Source organism: Stenotrophomonas sp. Pemsol, from assembly GCF_003586545.1.
Lineage (GTDB): Bacteria > Pseudomonadota > Gammaproteobacteria > Xanthomonadales > Xanthomonadaceae > Stenotrophomonas > Stenotrophomonas sepilia.
This window is the reverse complement of record NZ_CP025780.1, coordinates 417,420-440,165: the sequence shown is the minus strand read 5'-3', so window position 1 is coordinate 440,165 and position 22,746 is coordinate 417,420. Positions and strand designations below refer to the sequence as shown.

The 22,746-nt window shown below is 67.2% G+C and carries 22 protein-coding genes and 1 pseudogene; 12 read left to right on the top strand and 11 right to left on the bottom strand.

The window, feature by feature from the left end; translation table 11 throughout:
* Nucleotides 1-3: 3 nt before the first annotated feature.
* Nucleotides 4-1,185: a UbiH/UbiF family hydroxylase gene (locus tag PEM_RS01940; RefSeq protein ID WP_053500461.1), complete on the bottom strand. Its 1,182-nt coding sequence runs from the start codon at nucleotides 1,183-1,185 to the stop codon at nucleotides 4-6.
* Complete coding sequence (ubiH, locus tag PEM_RS01935; protein WP_111129204.1) at nucleotides 1,182-2,390, bottom strand: 2-octaprenyl-6-methoxyphenyl hydroxylase; 1,209 nt, start codon at nucleotides 2,388-2,390, stop codon at nucleotides 1,182-1,184. Before ubiH ends, PEM_RS01940 begins: the two co-directional genes overlap by 4 nt.
* A gap of 109 nt (nucleotides 2,391-2,499) precedes the next feature.
* Here ubiH and PEM_RS01930 point away from each other — a divergent pair, with 109 nt between their 5' ends.
* The 10 genes and pseudogenes from PEM_RS01930 to PEM_RS01885 all read left to right on the top strand — a co-directional run bounded on the left by PEM_RS01930 (nucleotide 2,500) and on the right by PEM_RS01885 (nucleotide 12,368).
* Nucleotides 2,500-3,084, top strand: a complete 585-nt coding sequence (locus PEM_RS01930; RefSeq protein WP_005415353.1) for a hypothetical protein — start codon at nucleotides 2,500-2,502, stop codon at nucleotides 3,082-3,084.
* 8 nt (nucleotides 3,085-3,092) lie between these two features.
* Nucleotides 3,093-3,647: a cob(I)yrinic acid a,c-diamide adenosyltransferase gene (locus tag PEM_RS01925; RefSeq protein WP_049414489.1), complete on the top strand. Its 555-nt coding sequence runs from the start codon at nucleotides 3,093-3,095 to the stop codon at nucleotides 3,645-3,647.
* A gap of 9 nt (nucleotides 3,648-3,656) precedes the next feature.
* Nucleotides 3,657-4,595, top strand: a complete 939-nt coding sequence (locus tag PEM_RS01920) for a histone deacetylase family protein (protein ID WP_005415351.1) — start codon at nucleotides 3,657-3,659, stop codon at nucleotides 4,593-4,595.
* A gap of 89 nt (nucleotides 4,596-4,684) precedes the next feature.
* Nucleotides 4,685-7,165, top strand: coding sequence for an LPS-assembly protein LptD (gene lptD / locus PEM_RS01915; RefSeq protein ID WP_111129210.1), 2,481 nt, complete (start codon nucleotides 4,685-4,687; stop codon nucleotides 7,163-7,165).
* A pseudogene (locus PEM_RS01910) lies at nucleotides 7,162-8,490 on the top strand (peptidylprolyl isomerase); the annotation flags it as partial. The gene lptD and the pseudogene PEM_RS01910, both read left to right, overlap by 4 nt.
* Nucleotides 8,491-8,508: 18 nt before the next feature.
* Nucleotides 8,509-9,489 (top strand): 4-hydroxythreonine-4-phosphate dehydrogenase PdxA, encoded by a 981-nt coding sequence (pdxA, locus tag PEM_RS01905; protein ID WP_065179685.1) that lies wholly within the window; start codon nucleotides 8,509-8,511, stop codon nucleotides 9,487-9,489.
* Nucleotides 9,486-10,289 (top strand): 16S rRNA (adenine(1518)-N(6)/adenine(1519)-N(6))-dimethyltransferase RsmA, encoded by an 804-nt coding sequence (rsmA, locus tag PEM_RS01900; protein ID WP_005415347.1) that lies wholly within the window; start codon nucleotides 9,486-9,488, stop codon nucleotides 10,287-10,289. The genes pdxA and rsmA overlap by 4 nt, the downstream gene beginning before the upstream one ends.
* Before the next feature lie 13 nt (nucleotides 10,290-10,302).
* A complete protein-coding gene (apaG, locus tag PEM_RS01895; RefSeq protein WP_005415346.1) occupies nucleotides 10,303-10,686 on the top strand; it encodes a Co2+/Mg2+ efflux protein ApaG in 384 nt (127 codons plus the stop codon).
* Between the two features lie 15 nt (nucleotides 10,687-10,701).
* Nucleotides 10,702-11,724: a symmetrical bis(5'-nucleosyl)-tetraphosphatase gene (locus PEM_RS01890; RefSeq protein WP_005415345.1), complete on the top strand. Its 1,023-nt coding sequence runs from the start codon at nucleotides 10,702-10,704 to the stop codon at nucleotides 11,722-11,724.
* A complete protein-coding gene (locus PEM_RS01885; RefSeq protein WP_032953945.1) occupies nucleotides 11,721-12,368 on the top strand; it encodes a DUF1287 domain-containing protein in 648 nt (215 codons plus the stop codon). The genes PEM_RS01890 and PEM_RS01885 overlap by 4 nt, the downstream gene beginning before the upstream one ends.
* Nucleotides 12,369-12,454: 86 nt before the next feature.
* Here PEM_RS01885 and PEM_RS01880 read toward each other — a convergent pair whose 3' ends face one another.
* The 6 genes from PEM_RS01880 to PEM_RS01855 are packed head-to-tail and all read right to left on the bottom strand — an operon-like array spanning nucleotide 12,455 to nucleotide 16,687.
* Complete coding sequence (locus PEM_RS01880) at nucleotides 12,455-12,946, bottom strand: dihydrofolate reductase (RefSeq protein WP_032953943.1); 492 nt, start codon at nucleotides 12,944-12,946, stop codon at nucleotides 12,455-12,457.
* A gap of 5 nt (nucleotides 12,947-12,951) precedes the next feature.
* Nucleotides 12,952-13,746 (bottom strand): thymidylate synthase, encoded by a 795-nt coding sequence (locus PEM_RS01875; protein ID WP_005415342.1) that lies wholly within the window; start codon nucleotides 13,744-13,746, stop codon nucleotides 12,952-12,954.
* A complete protein-coding gene (gene lgt / locus PEM_RS01870; RefSeq protein ID WP_005415341.1) occupies nucleotides 13,743-14,630 on the bottom strand; it encodes a prolipoprotein diacylglyceryl transferase in 888 nt (295 codons plus the stop codon). Before lgt ends, PEM_RS01875 begins: the two co-directional genes overlap by 4 nt.
* A 51-nt stretch (nucleotides 14,631-14,681) precedes the next feature.
* Complete coding sequence (locus tag PEM_RS01865) at nucleotides 14,682-15,176, bottom strand: TPM domain-containing protein (protein ID WP_005415340.1); 495 nt, start codon at nucleotides 15,174-15,176, stop codon at nucleotides 14,682-14,684.
* Nucleotides 15,176-16,063, bottom strand: coding sequence for a TPM domain-containing protein (locus PEM_RS01860; protein WP_005415339.1), 888 nt, complete (start codon nucleotides 16,061-16,063; stop codon nucleotides 15,176-15,178). The genes PEM_RS01865 and PEM_RS01860 overlap by 1 nt, the downstream gene beginning before the upstream one ends.
* Before the next feature lie 3 nt (nucleotides 16,064-16,066).
* Nucleotides 16,067-16,687: a LemA family protein gene (locus PEM_RS01855; protein ID WP_005415338.1), complete on the bottom strand. Its 621-nt coding sequence runs from the start codon at nucleotides 16,685-16,687 to the stop codon at nucleotides 16,067-16,069.
* 367 nt (nucleotides 16,688-17,054) lie between these two features.
* Here PEM_RS01855 and PEM_RS01850 point away from each other — a divergent pair, with 367 nt between their 5' ends.
* The gene (locus PEM_RS01850; RefSeq protein ID WP_111129557.1) at nucleotides 17,055-19,031 is read left to right on the top strand and encodes a hypothetical protein; all 1,977 of its coding nucleotides are present in this window, start codon (nucleotides 17,055-17,057) and stop codon (nucleotides 19,029-19,031) included.
* A gap of 107 nt (nucleotides 19,032-19,138) precedes the next feature.
* Here the strand turns inward: PEM_RS01850 and PEM_RS01845 are convergent, their stop codons facing one another.
* The 3 genes from PEM_RS01845 to PEM_RS01835 form a co-directional block, all read right to left on the bottom strand.
* Nucleotides 19,139-20,299 (bottom strand): MFS transporter, encoded by a 1,161-nt coding sequence (locus tag PEM_RS01845; protein ID WP_111129558.1) that lies wholly within the window; start codon nucleotides 20,297-20,299, stop codon nucleotides 19,139-19,141.
* 226 nt (nucleotides 20,300-20,525) lie between these two features.
* Nucleotides 20,526-21,275 (bottom strand): TerC family protein, encoded by a 750-nt coding sequence (locus tag PEM_RS01840; RefSeq protein WP_005415336.1) that lies wholly within the window; start codon nucleotides 21,273-21,275, stop codon nucleotides 20,526-20,528.
* Nucleotides 21,276-21,308: 33 nt separating this feature from the next.
* A complete protein-coding gene (locus PEM_RS01835; RefSeq protein ID WP_005415335.1) occupies nucleotides 21,309-21,704 on the bottom strand; it encodes a diacylglycerol kinase in 396 nt (131 codons plus the stop codon).
* Nucleotides 21,705-21,915: 211 nt separating this feature from the next.
* Here PEM_RS01835 and PEM_RS01830 point away from each other — a divergent pair, with 211 nt between their 5' ends.
* Nucleotides 21,916-22,617 (top strand): SGNH/GDSL hydrolase family protein, encoded by a 702-nt coding sequence (locus PEM_RS01830; RefSeq protein ID WP_032953953.1) that lies wholly within the window; start codon nucleotides 21,916-21,918, stop codon nucleotides 22,615-22,617.
* The last annotated feature ends 129 nt before the right edge of the window (nucleotides 22,618-22,746 follow it).

The following is a 22,746-nucleotide window of genomic DNA, read 5'->3' as shown; positions in this document are numbered from 1 at the left end:
TGGTCAGACCCCAGCGGCGCGCTTCCAGAACGCCTGCACCAGCGGCGGCCATCGGCCGACGCAGCCCAGCGCACGGCCCCGGGCCAGGGTCAGGTGCATTTCGTCGTTGGAGAACAGGCGGTTGATCGCATCGAAGCTGTAGGCGGCGATGTGGTTGTCGCTCCGCCGTTCGCGTGCCCAGCGCTGCAGGCGCTGCGGCGACAGCCGCGGTTGGCCGCGGCGCTCTGCCGAGGGTGCCAGCCACTGCTGCAGGGCGGCGACATCACGCAGCCCCAGGTTCACGCCCTGCCCGGCCAGCGGATGCACCACATGCGCCGCGTCACCCAACGCCAGTACACGACCGGCCACGTAGTGACGGGCCAGCTGGCGGCGCAGCGGGAATGCCGCTCGCGGGGAGGCCAACCGCAGCTCACCCAGGCGTGCCGCGAAGGCGCGGGTCAGTTCGCGGTTGAAGCTGTCCTCGTCCAGTGCCAGAACACGCGCCGCCTCGTCCTCGGGCAGGGTCCAGACGATCGAGCTGCGGCGCTCGGCCACCGGCAGCAACGCCAGCGGCCCGCTTGGCAGGAAGCGCTGCCAGGCCGTGGCCTGGTTGGGAAGATCGCTGTCCACGTAGGCCACCACGCCACGCTGGTGGTAGTCATGGCGTTCCACCTCGATCCCGGCCAGCTGGCGGAGGGTCGATTCGGCGCCGTCGGCGGCCACCGCCAACGCCGCTTCCAGGCGACGCCCGTCATCCAGGCGCAGGCGCACGCCGTCCTCGTCCTGCTCCAGCGCGTCCACCCGCGCCGGGCAGTGCAGCTGCACACCCGCCGCCGGCAGCGCCGACCACAGGCGGTCCTGCAGCAGCCCGTTCTCGACGATGTAGCCCAGTTCGCGACGGCCGAAGCGATCGGCGTCGAACAGCAGATCCTCGCCACCGGCCGCGTCCCACACCTGCATGCGCCGGTAGGGCCATGCACGGGCCTGCGCGATCGCCGGCCACACACCAAGACGATTCAGCAGCTGTACGTTGTCGGCAGCGAAGGCGAACACGCGCAGGTCCGGCTGTGCGGCCTGCCACGGCGCCGGTTCGCGACCTTCCACCAGCGCCACCGACAGGCCAGCATCAGCCAGCGCCAGCGCACACGCGGCACCGACCACGCCACCGCCGATGATGGCCACATCAAGACGCGCGCGCCGGCTCATGCCGCTTCTCCACGGCACAGCCGCGGCACCTCGCCGCGGAAGCCCATCGCACCACCGACCAGCATCGATTGCACCGAGGCGCGCTGCGCGGCCACCAGGCCGAGGCTGCGCAGCGGCCGCATCAACGGCGCCGGATTGCTGGTCAGGCGCGCAAGCCCGCCGGAGAACGCCACCGTCTGCCGGCGGTCCTCTTCGCGGCGCGCGACATAGGCCTGCAGCAGTGCATCACTGCCGGCATCCTCATGCGCATCCTCCAGCAGTTCGGCCAGGGTCAGCGCATCGCGCAGGCCCAGGTTGAAGCCCTGCGCCCCCAGCGGATGGATGGTCTGCGCGGCATTGCCGAGCAGCACCCCGCGCTCTCCGGCCAGCGCGCGCGCCAGCACCTGGATGAGCGGATAAGCACTGCGCGGGCCGGATTCGAGCAGCCGGCCTGCGCGCCAGCCGATCGCGTTCTGCAGGCGTTGCAGCCAAGCCGCATCGTCCAGCGCCATCACCGCATCGGCCTGGTCGCGCGCCACACCGTGCACGGTGCCGAAGTGGCGATCACCACGCGGCAGCAGGGCGGTCGGGCCGGTATCGGTGAAGCGCTCCCAGGCGGTGCCGTCTGGCGTGCGCTGGCTGCGCACGCGGGCCACGAACAGGGTCTGCTGGAAATCATGGCGGTCGACCTCGATGCCGAGCGCGCCGCGCACGCCACTGGTCGTGCCATCGGCCCCTACTACCAGCCGGGCCAGCAGCACGCGCTCGCCGGTCTCGCCGGCCACCCGCACCTGGCGGTAGCCGTCGACCACCTCGCTCAAGCCCAGGAAACGCATCGGCCGGTAGCGCCGCAGCCGCGGCAGCTCCTGCAGGCGCGCTTCCAGCGCCTGGCCGAAGTCCCGCGCCACCACCACCTGGCCGAACCACGGCCGGTCGTAGTCGGAAGCCTCCAGCTGCACCCGGCCGAAATCGCCGGCGCGGCTGACGTGGATGCGGCGGATCGGGCCCGGCGCCATCGCCAGCTTCTGCATGACCCCCAGCGCGGTCAGCGCATTGACCGTGGCAGCGGCAAAACTGAGGTTGCGCTGGTCGAACACCGCCGGCAGCTCGCCAGCCGGGCTGGCCTCGAGCAGGCCCACATCGCGGCCCAGGCGGTCCAGGGCGATGGCCAGGCTGGCACCGACCAGGCCACCACCGACGATCAGCACGTCATGTCGTTCACTCATGATGTTCATGATACGCGCTCGCCCTGCCCGAACGCCCAACACCACCCGACCTGCGCCAACCGGCGCGGCGGGCTAGAATGAAACCTGAATCCGCTCCGGGCCCGCTGCCATGTCCGCCACCGCCAACCGCGCCTTCGTCCTGTCCGTCCTTGTGCTGTTGCTGGCGGCGACCCGGGTCAACCACTTCGCGGCGATCCCCGATGCCTCCTGGGCGGTGTTCTTCATCGGTGGCTTCTACCTGGCCACGTGGACACGCTGGGCGTTTCCGCTGTTGATGGTGTTCGCCGTGCTGGTGGACTGGATCGTGATCCGCAGCAGCGGCCTGGATTTCTGGCAGCACTACTGCGTGTCGCCGGGTTACTGGCTGCTACTGCCGGCGTATTTCTCGCTGTGGGCCGGCGGCATGCTGCTGGGCCGCAACTACCAGGGCGCACGCTGGCCGGTGCTGGCCAAGGGTGCACTGCTGCTGGTGGCCTCGGTGGCGGTCTGCCACCTGCTGGCGCAGGGCGGTTTCTACTGGACCACCCGCAACGTGGCCGAGCCGACGCTGGCCGGTTGGGCGCAGAACTACGCACAATGGTTCGGCCCCTACCTGCGCACCACCGCGATCTACGTGGCGCTGGCGGCGGCATTGCAGCTGGCGGTGGAGCAGGTACTGAAGCTTCAGCAGGCCCGCCGCGACATCCGGCACTGAGCCGCGCCATGGGTCATCGCCTCTCGCGCATCTATACCCGCACCGGCGACGACGGCAGTACCGGCCTCGGCGACGGCCAGCGCGTGGCCAAGGACGACGCCCGGGTGGCGTCCTACGGCACCGTCGATGAAGCCAACGCTGCGCTCGGCCTGCTGCTTGCCACCGCGCTGCCCGAGGATGTCCGCGCGCTGGTGGTGCATCTGCAGCACCAGCTGTTCGACCTGGGTGCCGAGCTGTGCATCCCCGGCCACGCCGCCATCCACGCCGCCGATGTCTCGGCACTGGAACAGCAGCTGGACCACTACAACGCCCACCTGCCGATGTTGAAGGAGTTCATCCTGCCGGCTGGTGGCGAGGCCGCCGCACGCTGCCACCTGGCCCGCACCATCGTCCGCCGCGCCGAGCGCGAGACGGTCACCCTGGCCCGCCACGAAGCCGTGCGCAGCGAGGCGCTGCAGTACCTCAACCGGCTGTCGGACCTGTTGTTCGTGCTGGCCCGCGTACTGGCCCGCGCCGACGGCCATGGCGAAGCGCTGTGGCAGCCACAGCAGCGCCAGCGCTGAGTCGGCACGATGCTGGTCTTCACCCATCCGTCCTGCCTGCTGCATGACCCCGGCCCTGGCCATCCGGAGTGCCCGCAACGCCTGCAGCATGTGCTCGATGCCCTGCACACCGCGTTCCCCGGCCAGCTGGACTGGCGCGAGGCGCCGCCGGCCAAGTTCGGCGAACTGACCCGGGTCCACGACAGCGCCCTGCTCGACTTCGTGCTGCAGCCGCAGACCGCGCCACTGCGCCAGCTGGACATGGACACCTGGACCTCGCCGGGCTCGGCCAGTGCCGCCGTGCACGCCGCCGGCGCCGGGGTGGCGGCGGTCGATGCGGTGATGCTGGGCGAGGACCCGCTGGCGTTCTGCGCGGTGCGGCCCCCGGGCCACCACGCTACCAGCAGCACGGCGATGGGCTTCTGCCTGCTCAACAACATCGCCATCGCCGCCGCCTATGCCCGTGACCGCCATGGGCTGGAGCGGATCGCGGTGGTCGATTTCGATGTCCACCATGGCAACGGCACCCAGGACATCTTCCAGCACGACGCCCGGGTCTCGTACTACAGCACCCACCAGGCCGGCCTGTTCCCCAATTCCGGCCTGCGCCGCGACCGCGGTGCCGGCAACCTGATGAACATCCTGCTGCCCCCGGGCAGTGGCGGTTTCCGCTTCCGCAACGTGTGGGCCGACGAGATGCTGCCGGCCATCGACGACTTCCGCCCGCAGCTGCTGCTGATCTCGGCCGGCTTCGACGCCCACCTGCGTGACCCGCAGGCCGACCTGATGCTGGAAACCGACGATTTCGCCTGGATCACCCGGGAACTTCATGCGCTGGCGCGCCGTCATGCGGCCGGCCGGGTGGTCTCGATGCTGGAAGGCGGCTATGACCTGCAGGCCCTTGCCGAGTGCAGCGTGGCCCATGTCCGGGCCCTGCTGCTGCCCCCTCCCGGCAGCGTCTCCGGATGAACCCGAGCCGGCAGGCTCCGGCGTCCTTCATTGCCCCTATGCAAGGGATGGGGCAAGCTACCGTCCGTTTTCGCCCGAATCCGAACCGCGTGCGCCGAGCCCTCCGCCTGCTTCCCCTGCCTCTGAGCATCGCCATCTGCCTGCCGGCAATGGCCGATGAAAAGCCGCTCAACTGGGGCCTGTGCCCGGCTACCGACGTGATTCCCGCGTTCACCGATGCCCCCACCCCGGTCCCGGGGCAGGACAAGGCCGCCGCCAGCGCTGCGCGCGAGCAGCAGCCGACCGACATCGAGGGTGACCAGCTGCTGGGCACGACCACCGTGCCGCAGTACGAAGGCAACGTGGCCCTGCGCCGCGGCGACCAGTTCGTCGGCACCGACAAGCTCAGCTTCGATACCGAGAGCGGCAACTACATCGCCGACGGCAATGTCCGCTACCAGGACTCCTCGATCCGCATGGTCGCCAAGCGCGCCGAGGGCAACCAGGAAAGCGACACCCACAAGATCACCGACATCAAGTACCAGCTGGTGTCGCGCCGCGGCAACGGCGATGCCGAGTCGGTCGACCTGCAGGGCGCGGTCGGCCAGATGCACCGCTCCACCTACACCACCTGCGACCCGTCACAGCCGGTGTGGAAGCTGTCGGCGCCGCAGATCGAAGTGGACAACGACGAGGGTTTCGGCACCGCCCGCAACGCCGTGCTGCGGATCGGCAAGGTGCCGGTGCTGTGGGCGCCGTACTTCAAGTTCCCGATCGATGACCGCCGCAAGACCGGCCTGCTGTTCCCGCAGCTGGGCATGTCCGGGCGCAACGGATTCGACTACGCACAGCCGATCTACTTCAACCTGGCGCCGAACTACGACGACACGTTGACCCCGCGCTACATGAGCCGGCGCGGCCTGATGCTCGACAACGAGTTCCGCTATCTCTACAACGGCGGCCGCGGCGAACTGCTGACCGCGTTCATGCCCAACGACAAGCTGCGCGACCGCGACCGCGGCCGGGTGATGTTCAGCGGTTACCACAACGTGGACAGCCACTGGCAGGCCCGTGCGAACCTGGCCTGGGTCAGCGACGAGCGCTATGTCGAGGACTTCGCCAACCGCCTGGTCGGGGTGACTGCCTCGAACCTGCAGAGCACCGTGGGCCTGTACGGCACCGGCAGGAACTGGACGGCCGGCATCATGGCCGACCGCTGGCAGCTGACCGACTACACGCTCAATGAAAGCGCGCTGCCGTACAACCGCCAGCCGCGCCTGTACTTCAACTGGGACAAGCCGGTCCTGCCGTGGCTGGAAACCGGCATCTATGCCGAAGCCGTGCGCTTCACCCACGACGACATCAACTTCAAGTACGGCGCCGATGCGGGACCCGACCTGCAGTACACGCGCAACGGCCAGACCCAACGCATGTATGGCGGCTCGCGCCTGGACGTGAAGCCGTACGTGTCGTTCCCGATCAGTGGCGCGGCGTGGTACGTCACCCCGACCCTGGCCTACCGCTACACCGGCTACGACCTGGACCAGGGCCTGGCTGACAGCGTCCGCCGCAACGTGCTGGCCTCGCAGGGCATCGACCCGAACACCGCCACGCCGGAGCAGCTGCGCGGCAACAAATCGCCCAGCCGCAGCCTGCCGATCGGCAGCATCGACGCCGGCCTGTTCTTCGATCGCGAGACCACGATCGGCGGCAAGTCATTCCTGCACACGCTGGAACCGCGCCTGTTCTACCTGCGCACGCCGTACCGCAACCAGGACGACCTTCCGATCTTCGACACCCGTGACTTCACGTTCAGCTGGGGCCAGCTGTTCCGCGACTCGCGCTACACCGGCGCCGACCGCCAGAACGATGCCAACCAGCTGACCCTGGCATTGGGCACCCGCTTCATCGACCAGACCACCGGCAAGGAACGCTTCTCGGCGGCCATCGGCCAGATCCAGTATTTCGACGAGTCGCGGGTGACCGTCACCCCGGGCGGCGCGCCGGTGGAAAAGGGCAAGTCGGCGTGGATCGCCGACGGCAACTACATGATCAACGACCGCTGGACCCTGGGTGCCACCTACCAGTGGGACCCGAAGTACAAGCGTGAGGATCTGGCCAGCGTCCGTGCCCGCTATCTGATGCCCAACGATGGCGTGATCAACCTCAGCTACCGCTACCGCATCAACTCGGGCGCCCCGGCCAACGCCAACAAGCACGACCGTACCCTGCTGGAACAGGCCGACCTGTCGTTCCTGTACCCGCTGAATGCGCGCTGGAGCCTGGTCGGTCGCTACTACTACTCGCTGCAGGACAAGGAGCCGCTGGAAATCATCGGCGGTGTCCAGTGGGACAGCTGCTGCCTGGCCGTGCGTGTGGTCGGCCGCCGCTATGTACGCAACCGCGAAGGCGAGATGAACAACTCCATCCAGGTGGAGTTCGTGCTCAAGGGCCTGAGCTCCCTGGGGCAGGACACGGACCGTACCCTGCGCCGTGCTATCCTCGGCTACAACCGCGACGACCTCTATCTCGTGCCGCCGAGCAACACCGGGGCGACCCGGGATGACTACGATCCGAACCTGATCCCATGACCAAGCGCTTCCCCGTTCTTCTCGCCTCGCTGCTGGCGGTGTCCAGCGTGTCCGCCCCCCTGCAGGTACTTGCCCAGGAGGCGCAGCCGCTTGACCGCATCGCTGCCGTCGTCGATGAGGACGTGATCCTGCAGAGCGAGCTCCAGCGTGCGATCGCCAACATCAAGGCGCAGTATGCCGGCCGCGAAAACCAGCTGCCGCCGGAAGACGTGCTCAGCCGCCAGGTGCTCGAACGCCTGGTGCTGGTCAAGCTGCAGGTGGCCCGCGCCCAGGGCAGCGGCATCCGTGTCAGCGACCAGGAGCTGAACCAGGCGATGAACGCCATCGCCCAGCAGAACGGTTCGAACCTGGATGCCCTTCGCCAGCGCCTGGCCCATGACGGTATCGATTTCAACGATTTCCGTGCGTCGGTGCGTGACGAGATCACCGTGCAGCGCCTGCGCCAGAGCTTCGCGCAGAGCCGCATCAGCGTCAGCGAGGGTGAAGTCGACGCCGCGCTGAAGCAGCAGGCCACGGTAGGCAACCAGTACCACCTGGCGCACATCCTGATCGCCCTGCCCGACGGTGCCAACGCCGACCAGATCGCCACCGGCCAGAAGAAGGCCGATGGCGTGAAGGCCCTGCTGGACAAGGGCGAGCTGGACTTCAACGCGGCGGCCGTGCGCTATTCGGACAGCCCGAACGCACTGGAAGGCGGCGATCTGGGCTGGCGCAGCCTGGATGAAATCCCGCAGGCCTTTGCCCAGTTGATGGAAAAGATGAAGCCGGGCGAGGTGGTCGGCCCGATCCGCGGCCCGAGCGGCTTCCAGCTGCTGAAGCTGGTGGAAGTGCGTGACAGCAGTTCCGCCGCCGGTGAGCAGACGGTCACCGAGTACCACGGCCGCCACATCCTGGTCCGCGTGGACGACAACCAGACCGATGCCGCTGCCAAGGCCAAGATCGATACCCTGCGCGCCCGCATTGCTGGCGGCGCCGACTTCCAGACCGTTGCCAGGGAGTCCTCCGAGGACAACAACAGCAAGGGCCAGGGCGGTGATCTCGGCTGGTTCCCGGCTGACGCGTTCGGTCCGGCCTTCGGCCAGCAGGTGAGTGGCCTGCAGGATGGTGGCGTCAGCCAGCCGTTCCGCACCGACGCCGGTTGGCACATCGTGCAGCGCGTGGCGACCCGCCAGACCGACGTGACCACCGACAACCAGCGTGCCCAGGTCCGCGAGACCATCGGCCGTCGCAAGCTGGAAGACGAGTACAACCGCTTCCTGCAGGAACTGCGTGGCGAAGCCTACGTCAGTTTCCGCAGCGGCGACCGCGCGGAAAACACCGCCACGCCGCCGCAGTCCTGACCGATGCGCCCCGAGCTCGCTCTGGTACCGGGCGAGCCCGCCGGGATCGGCCCGGAGCTGTGTGTCCGCCTCGTCCAGCAGCCGCGTGAAGATTGCCGGCTGCTGGCCTTCGCCGACCCGGACACCCTGCGCGCGGCTGCGGCCGCCCTGAACCTGCCCCTGCAACTGCTGCCCGAGCACGCCGAAGCACGCGTCCCGGGCGATCTGCGCCTGCGCGCCGTCCGCAACGCGGCGCCCAGCCACTTCGGCCAGGCCGATCCGGCCAACGCCAGCGCGGTCATCGGTGCCCTGCTCGGCGCCGGCCAGGCCTGCCTGTCCGGTGAACTGCACGGTGTGGTGACCGGCCCGGTGCACAAGGCGGTCATCAACGAGGGCGGCATCGCCTACAGCGGCACCACTGAACTGCTGGCCGACCAGGCCGGAGTGAAGGTGGTGATGATGCTGGCCAATCACATTGTCCGCGTGGCCCTGGCCACCACCCACCTGCCGCTGCGCGAGGTGGCCGATGCGATCACCGCGCCCAGCCTGGAACACACCCTGCGCACGGTGCATGCCGCGCTGCGCCGCGAGTTCGGCCTGCCTGCGCCGCGCATCGCGGTGCTCGGGCTGAACCCGCATGCCGGCGAAGACGGTCATCTGGGACGCGAGGAACTGGATCTGGTCATCCCCCTGCTGCAGCGCCTGCGCGCGGAGGGCATGGACCTGGTCGGGCCGCTGCCGGCCGACACCGCCTTCCTGCCGGCCAAGCTGGCCGGTTTCGACACCGTGCTGGCGATGTACCACGACCAGGGCCTGCCGGTGCTGAAGTATTCCGGCTTCGAACAGGCGGTGAACCTGACCCTCGGCCTGCCCTACCCGCGCGTGGCGGTCGACCATGGCACCGCGCTGGACCTGGCCGGCCGCGGCATCGCCGATCCTTCCAGCCTGCAGGCGGCAACGACGCTGTGTGCGCAGCTGGCGCGGCAACGTACACTGAGCGCATGAATTCCCCGCATTCCCCCTCCGGCCCGGTGTTCACCGCACCGGCCAAGAAGCAGCTTGGCCAGCATTTCCTGGCCGATCGCCACTACATCGACAAGATCGTGATGGCGGTCAATCCGAAAGATGGTGACCGCCTGGTTGAAATTGGTCCAGGCCAGGGCGCCATCACCCTGCCGCTGCTGCGCGTGCACCCGAAGCTGACGGTGATCGAGTTCGACCGCGACCTGATCGCGCCGCTGACCGCCGCCGCCGAGCCGCTGGGTGAGCTGACCATCGTCCATCGCGACGTGCTGCGCGTGGACTTCACCGAACTGGCCAATGGCCAGCCGATCCGCCTGGTCGGCAACCTGCCCTACAACATCTCCTCGCCGATCCTGTTCCATGCGCTGGAGCATGCCGCAGTGATCCGCGACATGCACTTCATGCTGCAGAAGGAGGTGGTCGACCGCATGGCCGCCGGCCCCGGCAGCAAGGTGTATGGCCGCCTCAGCGTGATGCTGCAGGCCTACTGCCAGGTGACCTCGCTGTTCGTGGTGCCGCCGGGCGCGTTCCGGCCGCCGCCGAAGGTCGATTCGGCCGTGGTGCGGCTGGTGCCGCGTGACCCGGCCTCGATCAGCATCAACGACCACACGCGCTTCGCCGAGGTGGTCAAGGCCGCCTTCGGGCAGCGCCGCAAGACCCTGCGCAACGCCCTGAACAACGTGGTGTCCGCCGAACAGTTCGTTGCCGCCGGCGTGCGTCCCGATGCCCGCGCCGAACAGCTGGACGTGGCCGAATTCATCGCTTTGGCCAATGCCTCCTGATTACACTGCCGGTATGGAAGACGCTGACGTTTACGCCATCTCCGTCGAAGTCGCACCGCGCTTCCTCGACGATCAATCCGCGCCGGAAGACGGGCGCTATGCGTTCGCCTACACGATCCGCATCCACAACCAGGGGCGGGTCGCCGCACGCCTGGTCGCACGCCACTGGCGCATCACCGATGCCAATGGCCGTGTCGAGCATGTCGATGGCGACGGGGTGATCGGCGAGCAGCCGCGGCTGCGCCCCGGTGAAGACTTCCGTTACACGTCCGGTGTCATGCTGGGGACCGATCACGGGACCATGCAGGGGCACTACGACATGGTCGCCGACGATGGCACCGAATTTGCCGCGCCGGTCGCACCGTTCGTGCTGGCCGTCCCGCGTACCCTGCACTGACACGGAGGCCGAACGATGAGTGTGTGGGCGATCGGCGACCTGCAGGGCTGCTACGACGTTACCCAGCGGTTGCTGGAGAAGATCCGCTTCGACCCGGCCCAGGACACCCTGTGGTTCTGCGGCGACCTGGTCAACCGTGGCGGTCAGTCGCTGGAAACGCTGCGGCTGGTGCATTCGCTGCGCGAGCACAGCGTGGTGGTGCTGGGCAACCATGATCTTTCGCTGCTGGCCGTCGGTGCACGCACCGAAGAGGAGCAGCGCAAGGTCAACCCGGACCTGCTGCGCATCGTGCAGGCCGAGGACCGCGACGAACTGCTGGACTGGCTGCGCCTGCAGAAGCTGGTGCATGTGGATCGCGAGCTGGGCTGGATGATGGTGCACGCCGGCCTGGCGCCGAAGTGGACCACGCAGATGGCAGAGAAGCACGCCGCCGAAGTCGAGGTGCAGCTGCACGGCGCCGGCTACCGCAAGCTGTTCCGCAACATGTACGGCGACAAGCCAAGCTGGGCGCCGAACCTGTCCGGCTACGACCGTTCGCGTGCGATCATCAACGTGCTCACCCGCATGCGCTACTGCACCCCGCGCGGGCGCATCGGCATCGAGGACAAGGGCACCCCTGGCACGCAGGAACAGGGACTCTACCCCTGGTTCGAAGTACCTGGACGGGTCGAGCGCGACCTCAAGATCGTCTGCGGCCACTGGTCGGCGCTGGGCCTGACCATCACCCAGGGCGTGCACGCCATCGACACCGGCGCAGTCTGGGGCGGCAAGCTGACCGCGATCCAGCTCGATACCGACGAGCTGCGCGTGGTGCAGGTACCGGGCCGTGATGTACCGGCACCCGTACCCCACGCCCGCCCGCCTGCGCGACCGGCGCACGAGCGCCCCGCCGCTGCGGTGCAGGGCAAGGAACAGGGCGGCGGCAACGCCGCTGCTGCCAACCCGGGCAACCGTGGTCCGCGCCGTCGTCGCCGTCGAGGTGGTGGCGGTGGAGGCTCCGGTGGACCCCACAACAACGGCGCCGCGCCGCAGGCATGACGCGACGCGGCTGGGCACCATGGAGGGTGCTGCTGCTGACGCTGGCCCTGGCCAGCGGCTGCCAGCCTGCTTCGCCGCCGGCTCCCACCGGCGGCGGAAACGCCGCCCCCACGCCATCGCAGCCGCAGGCCCCTTCACCGCCACTGGTGGCCGCAGCGCGCGCACAGATCGGCGTCACCACCCGTTACGATCCCGCCTACCAGGTCCTGTCCTATCCCGGCGGCGACGTCCCGCTTGATCGCGGCGTGTGCACCGACGTGGTGGTGCGCGCCCTGCGCAGCCAGGGACTGGACCTGCAGGCGCGCGTGCATGAAGACATGCGCGGCAACTTCAGCGCGTATCCCGCGATCTGGGGCCTGTCACGGCCGGACCGCAACATTGATCATCGGCGTGTGCCGAACCTGATGCGCTGGTTCGAACGGCAGGGCTGGCAGCAACCGATCACCGCCCTCGCCACCGACTATGCGGCCGGTGACATCGTGGCCTGGAAGCTCAACGGCAACGGTCTGCTGCATGTCGGCATCGTCTCCGACCGGAGGCTGGCCAATGGCACACCGCTGGTGCTGCACAACATCGCGCGCGGCACGCGTGAAGAGAACCTGCTGTTCCAGCACGCGATCATCGGGCATTACCGGATGCCGTAGGCACCTGCAGAGCCGGGCCATGCTCGGCTACGGGAGGTATCAGGCAACAGCAGCCGAGCATGGCTCGGCTCTACAGAAAACCATCCTCAGCGGCGCACGTAATGCACGAAGCGGAACGCATAGGCGTGGCGGTCATCGGCCGGATGCGGCTCGCTGCTCACTTCCCGCCAGTCCTGCACGGCCACATCGGGGAAATGGGTGTCGGCGGGGACTTCGGCATCGACCCAGGTCAGGTACAGGTCGCTGGCCTGGTCCAGCAGTTGGTGGAAGATCTCGCCGCCGCCGATGATGCACAGCTCGCTGGCGCCCTCGCCTTCGGCAATCGCCTTCGCCTCGTCCAGCGACGCCACCGCGCGCATGCCCGCGAACGGCACCTGGCCGCTGCGGGTCAGCACCAGGTTGGTGCGCCCCGGCAGTACGCGGCCGATCGACTCGGCCGTCTTGCGCCCCATCAGGATCGGCTTGCCCAGGGTGAGCGCCTTGAAGTGCTTGAAATCATCCGGCAGGTGCCAGGGCATGGCATTGCCCTGGCCGATGCCACGGTTGCGGTCCAGCGCCACGATCATCGAGAGCTTCATGGCACTCACACCGCCACCGGCGCCTTGATCGCCGGGTGCGGGTCATAGCCGTCGATGCGGATGTCGTCGAACCGGAAGCCGAACAGGTCGCTCACCTCCGGGTTCAACCACAGCTTCGGCAGCGCGCGCGGTTCACGCGAAAGCTGCTCGCGCGCCTGCTCGAAGTGGTTCGAATACAGGTGCGCGTCGCCCAGCGTATGCACGAAGTCGCCCACGCCCAGGCCCGTGGCCTGCGCCACCATGTGGGTCAGCAGCGCATAGCTGGCGATGTTGAACGGCACGCCGAGGAAGATGTCGCCGCTGCGCTGGTACAGCTGGCAGCTGAGCTTGCCGTCCACCACGTAGAACTGGAACAGGTTGTGGCACGGCATCAGCGCCATCTGCGAAAGCTCGCCCACGTTCCAGGCGCTGACCACCAGCCGGCGCGAATCGGGGTTGCGCTTGATCTCGTCCACCAGCCACTGCATCTGGTCGATCTCGCGGCCATCGGCGGTGGCCCAGCTGCGCCACTGCTTGCCGTAGACCGGGCCGAGATCGCCGTTCTCGTCGGCCCACTCGTCCCAGATGCGTACCTGGTTGTCCTTCAGGTAGCCGATGTTGGTATCGCCCTTCAGGAACCACAGCAGCTCGTGGATGATCGAGCGCAGGTGCAGCTTCTTGGTGGTGACCAGCGGGAAACCTTCATTGAGGTCGAAGCGCATCTGCCAGCCGAACACGCTGCGGGTGCCGGTGCCGGTGCGGTCGCTCTTCTCCGCGCCATGTTCCAGCACATGCGCGAGCAGATCCAGGTAGGCCTTCATGCCTTGCCCTCCGCAGCCATCACCGGTTGCGGCTGCAGCACCGGCGCGCGGCGCGACATCGCCAGCAGCACCAGGCCGAAGGCGATGAGCGGCAGGCTGAGGATCTGGCCACGGGTCAGCCAGTCGAAGGCCACATAGACGCCGTTGTCGGGCATGCGTACGAATTCGACGGCGAAGCGGAACAGGCCGTACATCAGCGCGAACAGGCCGCCGACCAGGTAACGGTGGCGCGGCTTGGCCGACACCGTCCACAGCACCACGAACATCACCAGGCCTTCCAGGAACGCTTCATACAGCTGCGAGGGATGGCGGGCGAACTGGTTCAGCGCGCCGGTGGCGAACTGCGCCTGCAGGGTCGCATGGTCCAACTGGTTCAGCGGCGCCGGCAGGCCCGACGGGAACACCACGCCCCACGTGCCGTCGGTGTACTTGCCCCACAGCTCGGCGCCGATGAAGTTGCCGATGCGACCAAAGCCCAGGCCCAGCGGTACCAGCGGCGCCATGAAATCCATGGTGTCGAAGAAGTGCAGCGCGTGCTTGCGCGACCACCACCAGCAGGCACCCAGCACGCCCAGCAGGCCGCCATGGAAACTCATGCCGCCGTCCCACACCTTGAACAGCAGCAGCGGGTTGTGCAGGAAATCGCCCAGCGCGTAGAACAGCATGTAGCCGATGCGGCCGCCCAGCACCACGCCGAGCATGGCGTAGAACAACAGGTCGGAGAAGCCGTTGGCATCGACGCCCGGCAGGCGCCCGGCGGCGATGCGCGTGCGGCCCAGCAGCCAGGCCGCAGTGAAGCCGAGCAGGTACATGATGCCGTACCAGTGCACCTTGATCGGCCCCAGCGAGAGGGCGATGGGGTCGATGTCGTGGAAATAGATCATGGAAGGTGCCTTGCGGTTGAACGCCTATTCTCGGGCCAGTGCCGCCCCGGCTCAACCAAGGAGCTGGGGCGAGTTCGGCAACGCGTCATCGTTCGACCGGGTCGAGGCCGGAAAGTGCCCTTCGATCAGGCTGGAGACCTCGTCGATGGCATCCTGCAGCGCTTCCACCGGATTGGAACCGCGCAGGCCCTCGCGCAGATGGGTGCAGACCCGCTGCCACTGCGCCGGGCTGACCCGGCCATGCAGGCCGCGGTCGGCGACGATCTCGATGGCATGGTCGGCCAGCAGCAGGTAGATCAGCACGCCGTTGTTGTGGGCGGTGTCCCAGGTGCGCAGGCGTGCGAAGGCATGCTCGGCGGCCTGCCTCGGGGTGACCTTGTGCCACAACGCGGCCAGCGGCAGATCGGCCTCCACCGCGAACATCACCTGACCGCCGTGGCGCTGCTCACCGGCCGCGATGGCCTCGGTGATCGCCTGCAGCGTGGCTGGCGGGAACGCGCGACGTACCGACGGCGAACATACATGGCGGAACAGACGTTGGATCATCACCAGCCTCCCGAAGCGCCACCGCCACCGGAACGGCCACCGCCGCCGCCCCAGCCGCCTCCGCCGCCGAATCCACCACCACCGCCGAAGCCGCCTCCCCCGCCCCAGCTGCCACCGCCCCAGCCACCACCGCCGGCAAAGCGCCCCGGATGGCCGGACAGCATCGCCACGATCAGGCCAACCACGCCGGCCAGGCCACTGGCCAGCAGGGTGGAGGTGAACAGGAACGCCGCCACGGCTGCGCCAGCGCCGCCGAGCAGGCCACGCAGCGGGCGCGGCACGCGCGCGAACACGCCGCGCAGGATGCTGCCGGCGAACACACCGATGAACAGCGCCAGAAACCAGGCATCGCCGCCGCCACCCGGCTCGCGCCCACGATGGCCACTGACCGGTGCCGGCAGCGTTTCGCCATCGATCAGCTTGACCAGCACGGCGGTGGCATCGGTGATGCCCCCGGCGTAGTCGCCGGCGCGGAAACGCGGCACCAGGTATTCCTGGATGACCCGGTTGGCGATGGCATCGGGAATCGCGCCTTCCAGGCCGTAACCCGGCTCGATCCGCACGCGCCGGTCGTCCTTGGCCACCACCAGCAGCACGCCGTCATCGACGCCCTTGCGGCCGATCTGCCACTGGTCGAAGACCCGCGTGGTGTACTGCGCGATGTCCTCCGGCTGGGTGGTGGGTACCACCAGCACCTGCAGCTGGCTGCCCTTGCGCTGTTGCAGGTCCAGCGCCTGCTGCACCAGTGCCTGCTTCTGCGCAGCCTCCAGCGTGCCGGTGGTGTCGACCACCGGCGAATCCAGCGCCGGAATCGGCGCCAGCTGCTGGGCCTGCGCCGCCAGCGGCAGCCACAGCAGCAGGGCCAGCAGCGCAGTGGCCAGGCGCATCGGTCAGTGGCCCGGCTGCGGTGCCGGCTGCTGCTGCGGCGCGTTGCCGAAATCCACCGCCGGTGCGTTGGAGATCTGCGCTTCGTTGTCAACGGTGAAGTTCGGCTTGGTCTTGTAGCCGAAGATCTTGGCGGTGATCACCTGCGGGAACGAGCGGATGTAGGTGTTGTAGTCCTGCACCTGCTGGATGTAGCGGCCGCGGGCAACGGTGATGCGGTTCTCGGTGCCTTCCAGCTGGGCCTGCAGGTCGCGGAAGTTCTGGTCGGACTTCAGCACCGGATAGTTCTCGGTCACCACCAGCAGCCGCGACAGCGCGCTGCCGAGTTCACCCTGGGCCTGCTGGAACTGCTTGAGCGAGGCTTCGTCATCGGCGTTGACGTTGATCTGGCCGACACGCGAGCGGGCGTTGGTGACTTCGGTCAGCACGCGCTCTTCCTGGCTGGCGAAACCTTTGACGGTCTGCACCAGGTTGGGCACCAGGTCGGCGCGGCGCTTGTACTGGTTGAGCACTTCTGACCAGCTGGCCTTGACCGCCTCATCCTTCTGCTGGATGGCGTTGTAGCCGCAGCCGGACAACAGGGAGGCCAGCAGCATCAGGGGCAGGACACGGGTGAACAGGCGCATGGCGGAGGTTCCGGGTGGACTTGGCGCAGAGCATGCCACGGCCAGTGTTAACGAGCGTGTGGAAATGAACAGGAATCCGGCAGGGCCAATGGGTCCAGGCCAGCAGGTACCGACGCTAAGGGTCTGGCGCATTACCTTGGCCGGGTCCGCGCGACCACGCAGAGCCTGCGAGCTGCTCTGCCCTTGGCTTCCGCCTTCCGCCGGCGAGCCGTCCCCCCCCGGGTAGGGCAAGCGCGGGCCCATTTCGTACTTATTGCATGGCCCAACACAAATTCCGCATCAGATAGTGCGGGGATCTCGCACTCGAACCGCCCGCCCTGCTCAGAGGCAGCAGCCATCGGTCGGGAAATGGACATCGACCTCGATCATGCACAAAATTCTCTCAACAGCGGCGATCATCGCTCTGCTCATGCCAACGGCGTGCGCCCAGCCAACCCCGGATCCCACGCGGGGTGCTCCGACGCCCGCGCCTGTTCTCATCGCGCCAGACGATACCCAAGCCCGGGACATGCTGCTTCACGTCGGGCGTGACAGCTACATGGGCAAGGCCTCCATCGTGTCAGCGTCGACGCAGGCGGTCAGCACAGCGCTACGCGCGCGAAGCTACTTTTCCAGCGCATTCCGCCTGAGGGATGACACTCAACCCATCCTGGGAGACATGGAACGGGAGTGGATCAAGGTCTACGGACACTTCCACCCTGAGAAGAGTGCAATCGCGTTCGCACAGAACCTTGCTGCTATTGATGTGGCGGCATCGGCAGGGGTTATCGCCCCCGAAGAGAAATCGCGCTGGCGTACTCACGTGGAACAGCTGTCTCCATCCGATATTGACCCCACCGGCGCCGCGTTCACTGATCTGACTGTGGATCGGCGGACATTCTCCAGTTCGTACATTGACACCTCGCGACGCAGGTCGGGCGATAAGCACGTTGTTCTGATCGACCTGACGGGTCTGACAGGCGCTCCTTCGCAGACGCTGCTCTGGTATGCAGAACGGCGCCAGGAGCAACGCCGTGTCAAGTGGAAGGCCTTCGCATCCATTCCGGGGGTCGCCGGCGTGCCCTACCCGCATTGGGAGACCGAGATGATCACAGAGAACAGCGCCAGCCAGGAATTCTCAGACCAGGTGCAGGCGCTGGTATCTACGCTCCCAGCGGGCCCTGAAACATCATTGGATGTCATTTCAAATCTGTTCAACCCAAGCGATGAGACGTCGGTTCAGCGCATCGTCCCTCCTCTGCCCGTGGATGGCGCGACGACGATGCTGCGGTGGTTCCCAATCGAGGGGATTCAACCCGGCAACAACTCTGGCCAGATTCGTTCGCTGCCCAAGGATCAGTTCCATGTGACGTCAGGCGCCGACGATTCATACGGTTACGTCGTTGCGAAGAAGAATGAGCGCATCGCGGCTTGGCAGATGGGCGAAGGCCGGCGGGTCATCGAGACAAAGGTCGACCCAAAGGGTGGGTTATGGGCCCTGACCACAATCGAGCCAAGCCTGACTCAACAGATTCTTACGTCCTGTCCTGTGTGGATCAGCGTTGATGGGACCGGGTCGATCCGAAGCGACCGTTGCATGCAGAGCAGTATGGCCCCTCGTTGGCAACTCGATGCAGGTGGCAACTCCTATCTCTACTCGGAGCCTCACATGGCGACGGAGGAGCGCTTCCCCGAGCGGATCATGGACACAGGATCAGGAGACGCCATCGAGATGAAGGCGCTCTGGAAAGACAGAACCAACTTGAGGCGGCGCGTCTTTGGCTACATGCAATCCTGCTCCTCAGGTCCAGCACCGGATCTGGGTGACGGACTTCTCTGGTTCACAAGTTGCGGCCTGGTGGGTGTTGCACCTGCATCAGGCGATGTGGTCAAGAGCTTTCCAATGAGTTCCGGAGGCAGTGGTCGCTTGGTGTTGGGGAGCGCCGCAGGCGACTGGGTCGCCGAAGAGGCTCGTGATCCAACAGACCAGAAGGAAGTGCTTCGCATTCATCGTCTTTCCGCCGGGGAAACTGCATTTCAGGTGGAACGAAAAGCCGGTACTCAGGCACTGGCACGCACAGCTCATGGCAGGCTGCTCGCGATGACGGTTACAGGGGCTTCACCGGGCCGTTACGTCGATGTCTGGCGCATGGATTCCGGCAAGCACGTCTCTCGCCTCGCCATTCCAGAAGGAATCGCATTGAATTCCCTTGCATTCAATCGAGCGGGGACGGAACTCTGGGTCCATGCACTTCAACTCGCCGGCAAGCACTCCGGCGTACTTATCTGGGCGGTGCCGGAATCATTGCAGGACGGTGCAGACGACAACTGGAACCCCGACGAGGTCGTGCTGAAAAAACACTAGTCAGTCGGGACTAGCCGCGCAGTCGTCTCTGCAAGGCCGGCAAAGTGAACAGGACCTCGGAGCTTGTGCCGGTGCCGGGACGGGTGCGCCCCGGCACCGCTTCGCTCTCAGCAGGCCTCAGCCACCGCAGTGCGCGGACGCCCCAGCCATGCCAGCAGCAGGCCCGACGCGGCCAGCAGGCCACCGGCCACCGGAATCGCGGCGTAGCCCAGTCCCGAGCTGATCACCGCCCCCCCCAGCGCAGCACCTACCGCATTGCCCAGGTTGAATGCACCCACGTTGATCGACGACGCCAGGCCCGGCGCCTCGCTGGCCACCTGCATCACCCGGATCTGCAGCGGCGGCACGAGGGCGAAGGTCGCCGCACCGAACAGCAGTACACCCAGCGCCGCGGTGGCGTGGCTCATGAAGGCCAGCGGCAGCACGAACATCAGCACCGCCAGGACGGCCAGCAGGATCCGTGTGGCGCCATCGAGCGACCAGTCAGCCATGCGTCCACCGATGCCGTTGCCGAAGGTGAAGCCGATGCCGATCAGGGCCAGCGACATCGCGATGAAGGCATTGGAGGCGCCGGTCAATTCGGTCAGCACCGGTGCGACGTAGGTATAGAGGGTGAACATCGCACCCGCACCAAGCACGGTGGTGGCCATCGCCAGCAGCACCTGCGGCTGCAGGATCGCCTTCAGTTCGCGGCGCACGTCCGGGCGCGGCCCCGGTGCAGATGCCGGCAGCGCGAAACCCAGCGCAGTGATCGCAACCAGGCCCAGCACTGCGGTACCGGCGAAGGACAGGCGCCAGCCCAGCTGCTGCCCCACCCAGGTCGCCAGCGGCACGCCGCCGATGTTGGCGATGGTCAGGCCCATGAACATGGTGGCCACGGCAGCGGCCTGCTTTTCCTTCGGCACCAGGCTCGCAGCGACCACCGCACCGATGCCGAAGAAGGCACCGTGGTTGAGGCTGGTGACCAGGCGCGACAGCAGCAGCATCCCGTAGTTCGGCGCCAGCGCAGACAACAGATTGCCGGCGACGAAGATCGACATCAGCAGCATCAGCGCGGTGCGCTTGCCAAAACGCCCCATCAGCAGGGTCATCACCGGCGCGCCCAGCATCACGCCCACGGCATAGGCGGTGATCAGCATGCCCGCAGTGGGGATGCCAACGCCGATGCCGTCGGCGATGACCGGCAACAGGCCCATCGGGGCAAACTCGGTGGTTCCGATGGCGAAGGCGCCAACGGCAAGCGCCAGCAAGGCGGCTCTGGAATTCATGGGGGGTCCTGGGGGCGGGAATCGGGAGTGCGTAGCCTGCGCGCTTTGCTGCGCCGGATTAAGCCTCGCCCCGGGAAAACACTGTTGATCCTGGTTCACAAGTGGAAGCCGGAACGCAGCCACAAGTGCAAAAACCACAATGCCGTTGCAGAACCGACCTCGCCCCCACAACGCAGAACCCCCGGAATGCCGGGGGTTCTGAGGGACTCACACGCCAGTGGCGCGCTTACCAGTTGCCGGCGCCCGGCACGTTGTGCTCGCGGGCGCGGCGGCGCATCAGCAGGTTCAGCCACTCCACCAGCACCGAGAAGCCCATCGCGGCGTAGATGTAGGGCTTGGGCACGTGCACGTCCAGGCCGTCCAGGATCAGCACCGCGCCGATCATCAGGATGAAGGCGAGCGCCAGCATCTTCACGGTCGGGTTGGCATCGATGAAGCGGCCCAGCGGGTTGGCGGCCAGCAGCATCACCATCACCGACAGCAGGATCGCGGCGACCATCACCGGAATGTGGTCGGCGATGCCGACGGCGGTGATCACCGAGTCCAGCGAAAACACGATGTCGATCACCGCGATCTGCGCGATCACGTAGCCGAACACGGCCGAGGCCTTGGTGGTGCTGGGATCTTCATCCTCGCCACCGCTGATCAGTTCCTTGATCTCCATGCAGCCCTTGATGATCAGGAACAGGCCGCCAACGATCAGCACCAGGTCGCGGATGGAGATGCCCATGCCGGCCACGGTGAACAGGTTTGCCGCCATGTGCGCCAGGTAGGCCAGCGATACCAGCAGGCCGATGCGGGTAATGCAGGCCACCGCGATGCCGAGCTTGCGGGCGAACGGGCGGCGCTCTTCCGGCAGCTTGCTGACAGCAATGGAAATGAACACCAGGTTGTCGATGCCGAGCACGATTTCCAGCGCGCTGAGCGTGAACAGGGTCACCCAGGCATTGGGGTCGGCGAGGAACTCAAAGGACATGGAAACTCTTCAAGGCAGTGGGGGAATGGGGTTTCAGCCGTAGTTGCCGGCCAGCGCGTGCGGAACCACGACCAGCGCCCAGCACAGCAACACGTTCATCATCAGCACGAACACCGCCGCCGAGCCCATGTCCTTGGCGCGGCCGGCCAGCTCGTGAATCTCACTGCCGTAGCGTTCGATCACCGCTTCGATGGCCGAGTTGGCCAGCTCCATCGCCAGCACCAGCAGCATCGAGCCGATCAGCAGCGCGCGTTCGACCGGCGTCTGGCCCAGCCAGATCGCAATCGGCGTCAGCAGGATCAGCAGGTAGACCTCAAGCCGGAACGAGGACTCGTGCAGCCAGGCAGCGCGCAGGCCCTGCCAGGACCAGCGGGCGGCCTGGAAGATGCGGCGCGGGCCGCGCGGCAGGTGGCCGAACTGATCAGCCACGGGTGGAACATCCAGCAACGGGGGCGCGGCGCAGCGACCGCTCAGACGCACGGCAGGGAATCATGGGTGCACAGGAATAGGCAGATGGCGGTCATTTTGCCACAAGGCCGCCAACCGCAGCCCGCGCCGGCCCGCTGAACGGCCTGCCAGGGGCAAGCAACGGCCCGGGCATGCTCCTATGATGGATGCCCCTTGCCTGCTGGAGCGCCTGATGTCCCGTCGCCGTACCTGCCTGTTGATGCTGGGCCTGCTGACTGCCGCACCGCTGGCCCAGGCGCTGAGCCCGGCCGAGTCGCCCCGTGTGCCAGAACAGGTCTCCAACGTGGCCTGGGCCGGCGACATGGCCCGCTTCGCCAGCGCCGACCAGTCCACCCCGCCGCCGCGCGGTGGCATCGAGTTCATTGGCAGCTCCTCGATCCGCTTCTGGGAGAGCCTGGCCACCGACTTCCCTGGCCAGCCAGTGTTCAACCGCGGCTTCGGCGGCTCGGAAGTGCGCGACAGCACCTGGTACGCCGACCGCATCGTGGTGCCGTATGCGCCCTGCAAGGTGTTCTTCTACGCGGGCGACAACGACCTCAACAGTGGCCGCAGCGCCGTGCAGGTGCGCGACGACGTGGTTGCCTTCGTGCAGCGCGTGCACCGCGACCTGCCGAAGACCAAGGTGGAGTACCTGTCGATCAAGCCGAGCCCGTCGCGCGCGCACCTGCTGCCGGCGATCAACGAGGCCAACACGCTGATCAAGGCCGCGCTGGCCAAGCTGCCCAACACCGGTTTCACCGACATCTACACGCCGATGCTCGGCGCCAACGGCCAGCCGGATGCGACGCTGTTCCGCGAGGACATGCTGCACATGACCCCGGCCGGCTATGCGATCTGGACCAGGGCGCTGGCGCCGAAGGTCAACTGCAACTGAGCAACCCCATCCACGCATGGCGTGGATCTACTGCGGATCGCGGGAAACTGTCGAAGGCGGGGCGGTGTGGGTTTGCAGGACCGTTGGCGCCATGGATGGCGCCATCGAGCCCCCATGGACGGGTTTACG

Coding starts and splice junctions, on each gene's coding strand:
- PEM_RS01860 (WP_005415339.1), bottom strand. CDS start 16,063: ATGCGCCTGGCCACTGCGCTGCTGGCCCTGCTGCTGTGGCTGCCGCTG.
- ubiH (WP_111129204.1), bottom strand. CDS start 2,390: ATGAGTGAACGACATGACGTGCTGATCGTCGGTGGTGGCCTGGTCGGT.
- PEM_RS01830 (WP_032953953.1), top strand. CDS start 21,916: ATGTCCCGTCGCCGTACCTGCCTGTTGATGCTGGGCCTGCTGACTGCC.
- PEM_RS01865 (WP_005415340.1), bottom strand. CDS start 15,176: ATGATCCAACGTCTGTTCCGCCATGTATGTTCGCCGTCGGTACGTCGC.
- PEM_RS01885 (WP_032953945.1), top strand. CDS start 11,721: ATGACGCGACGCGGCTGGGCACCATGGAGGGTGCTGCTGCTGACGCTG.
- pdxA (WP_065179685.1), top strand. CDS start 8,509: ATGCGCCCCGAGCTCGCTCTGGTACCGGGCGAGCCCGCCGGGATCGGC.
- PEM_RS01880 (WP_032953943.1), bottom strand. CDS start 12,946: ATGAAGCTCTCGATGATCGTGGCGCTGGACCGCAACCGTGGCATCGGC.
- PEM_RS01840 (WP_005415336.1), bottom strand. CDS start 21,275: ATGTCCTTTGAGTTCCTCGCCGACCCCAATGCCTGGGTGACCCTGTTC.
- PEM_RS01855 (WP_005415338.1), bottom strand. CDS start 16,687: ATGCGCCTGTTCACCCGTGTCCTGCCCCTGATGCTGCTGGCCTCCCTG.
- PEM_RS01890 (WP_005415345.1), top strand. CDS start 10,702: ATGAGTGTGTGGGCGATCGGCGACCTGCAGGGCTGCTACGACGTTACC.
- PEM_RS01920 (WP_005415351.1), top strand. CDS start 3,657: ATGCTGGTCTTCACCCATCCGTCCTGCCTGCTGCATGACCCCGGCCCT.
- PEM_RS01940 (WP_053500461.1), bottom strand. CDS start 1,185: ATGAGCCGGCGCGCGCGTCTTGATGTGGCCATCATCGGCGGTGGCGTG.
- apaG (WP_005415346.1), top strand. CDS start 10,303: ATGGAAGACGCTGACGTTTACGCCATCTCCGTCGAAGTCGCACCGCGC.
- rsmA (WP_005415347.1), top strand. CDS start 9,486: ATGAATTCCCCGCATTCCCCCTCCGGCCCGGTGTTCACCGCACCGGCC.
- PEM_RS01845 (WP_111129558.1), bottom strand. CDS start 20,299: ATGAATTCCAGAGCCGCCTTGCTGGCGCTTGCCGTTGGCGCCTTCGCC.
- PEM_RS01930 (WP_005415353.1), top strand. CDS start 2,500: ATGTCCGCCACCGCCAACCGCGCCTTCGTCCTGTCCGTCCTTGTGCTG.
- lgt (WP_005415341.1), bottom strand. CDS start 14,630: ATGATCTATTTCCACGACATCGACCCCATCGCCCTCTCGCTGGGGCCG.
- PEM_RS01850 (WP_111129557.1), top strand. CDS start 17,055: ATGCACAAAATTCTCTCAACAGCGGCGATCATCGCTCTGCTCATGCCA.
- PEM_RS01925 (WP_049414489.1), top strand. CDS start 3,093: ATGGGTCATCGCCTCTCGCGCATCTATACCCGCACCGGCGACGACGGC.
- PEM_RS01875 (WP_005415342.1), bottom strand. CDS start 13,746: ATGAAGGCCTACCTGGATCTGCTCGCGCATGTGCTGGAACATGGCGCG.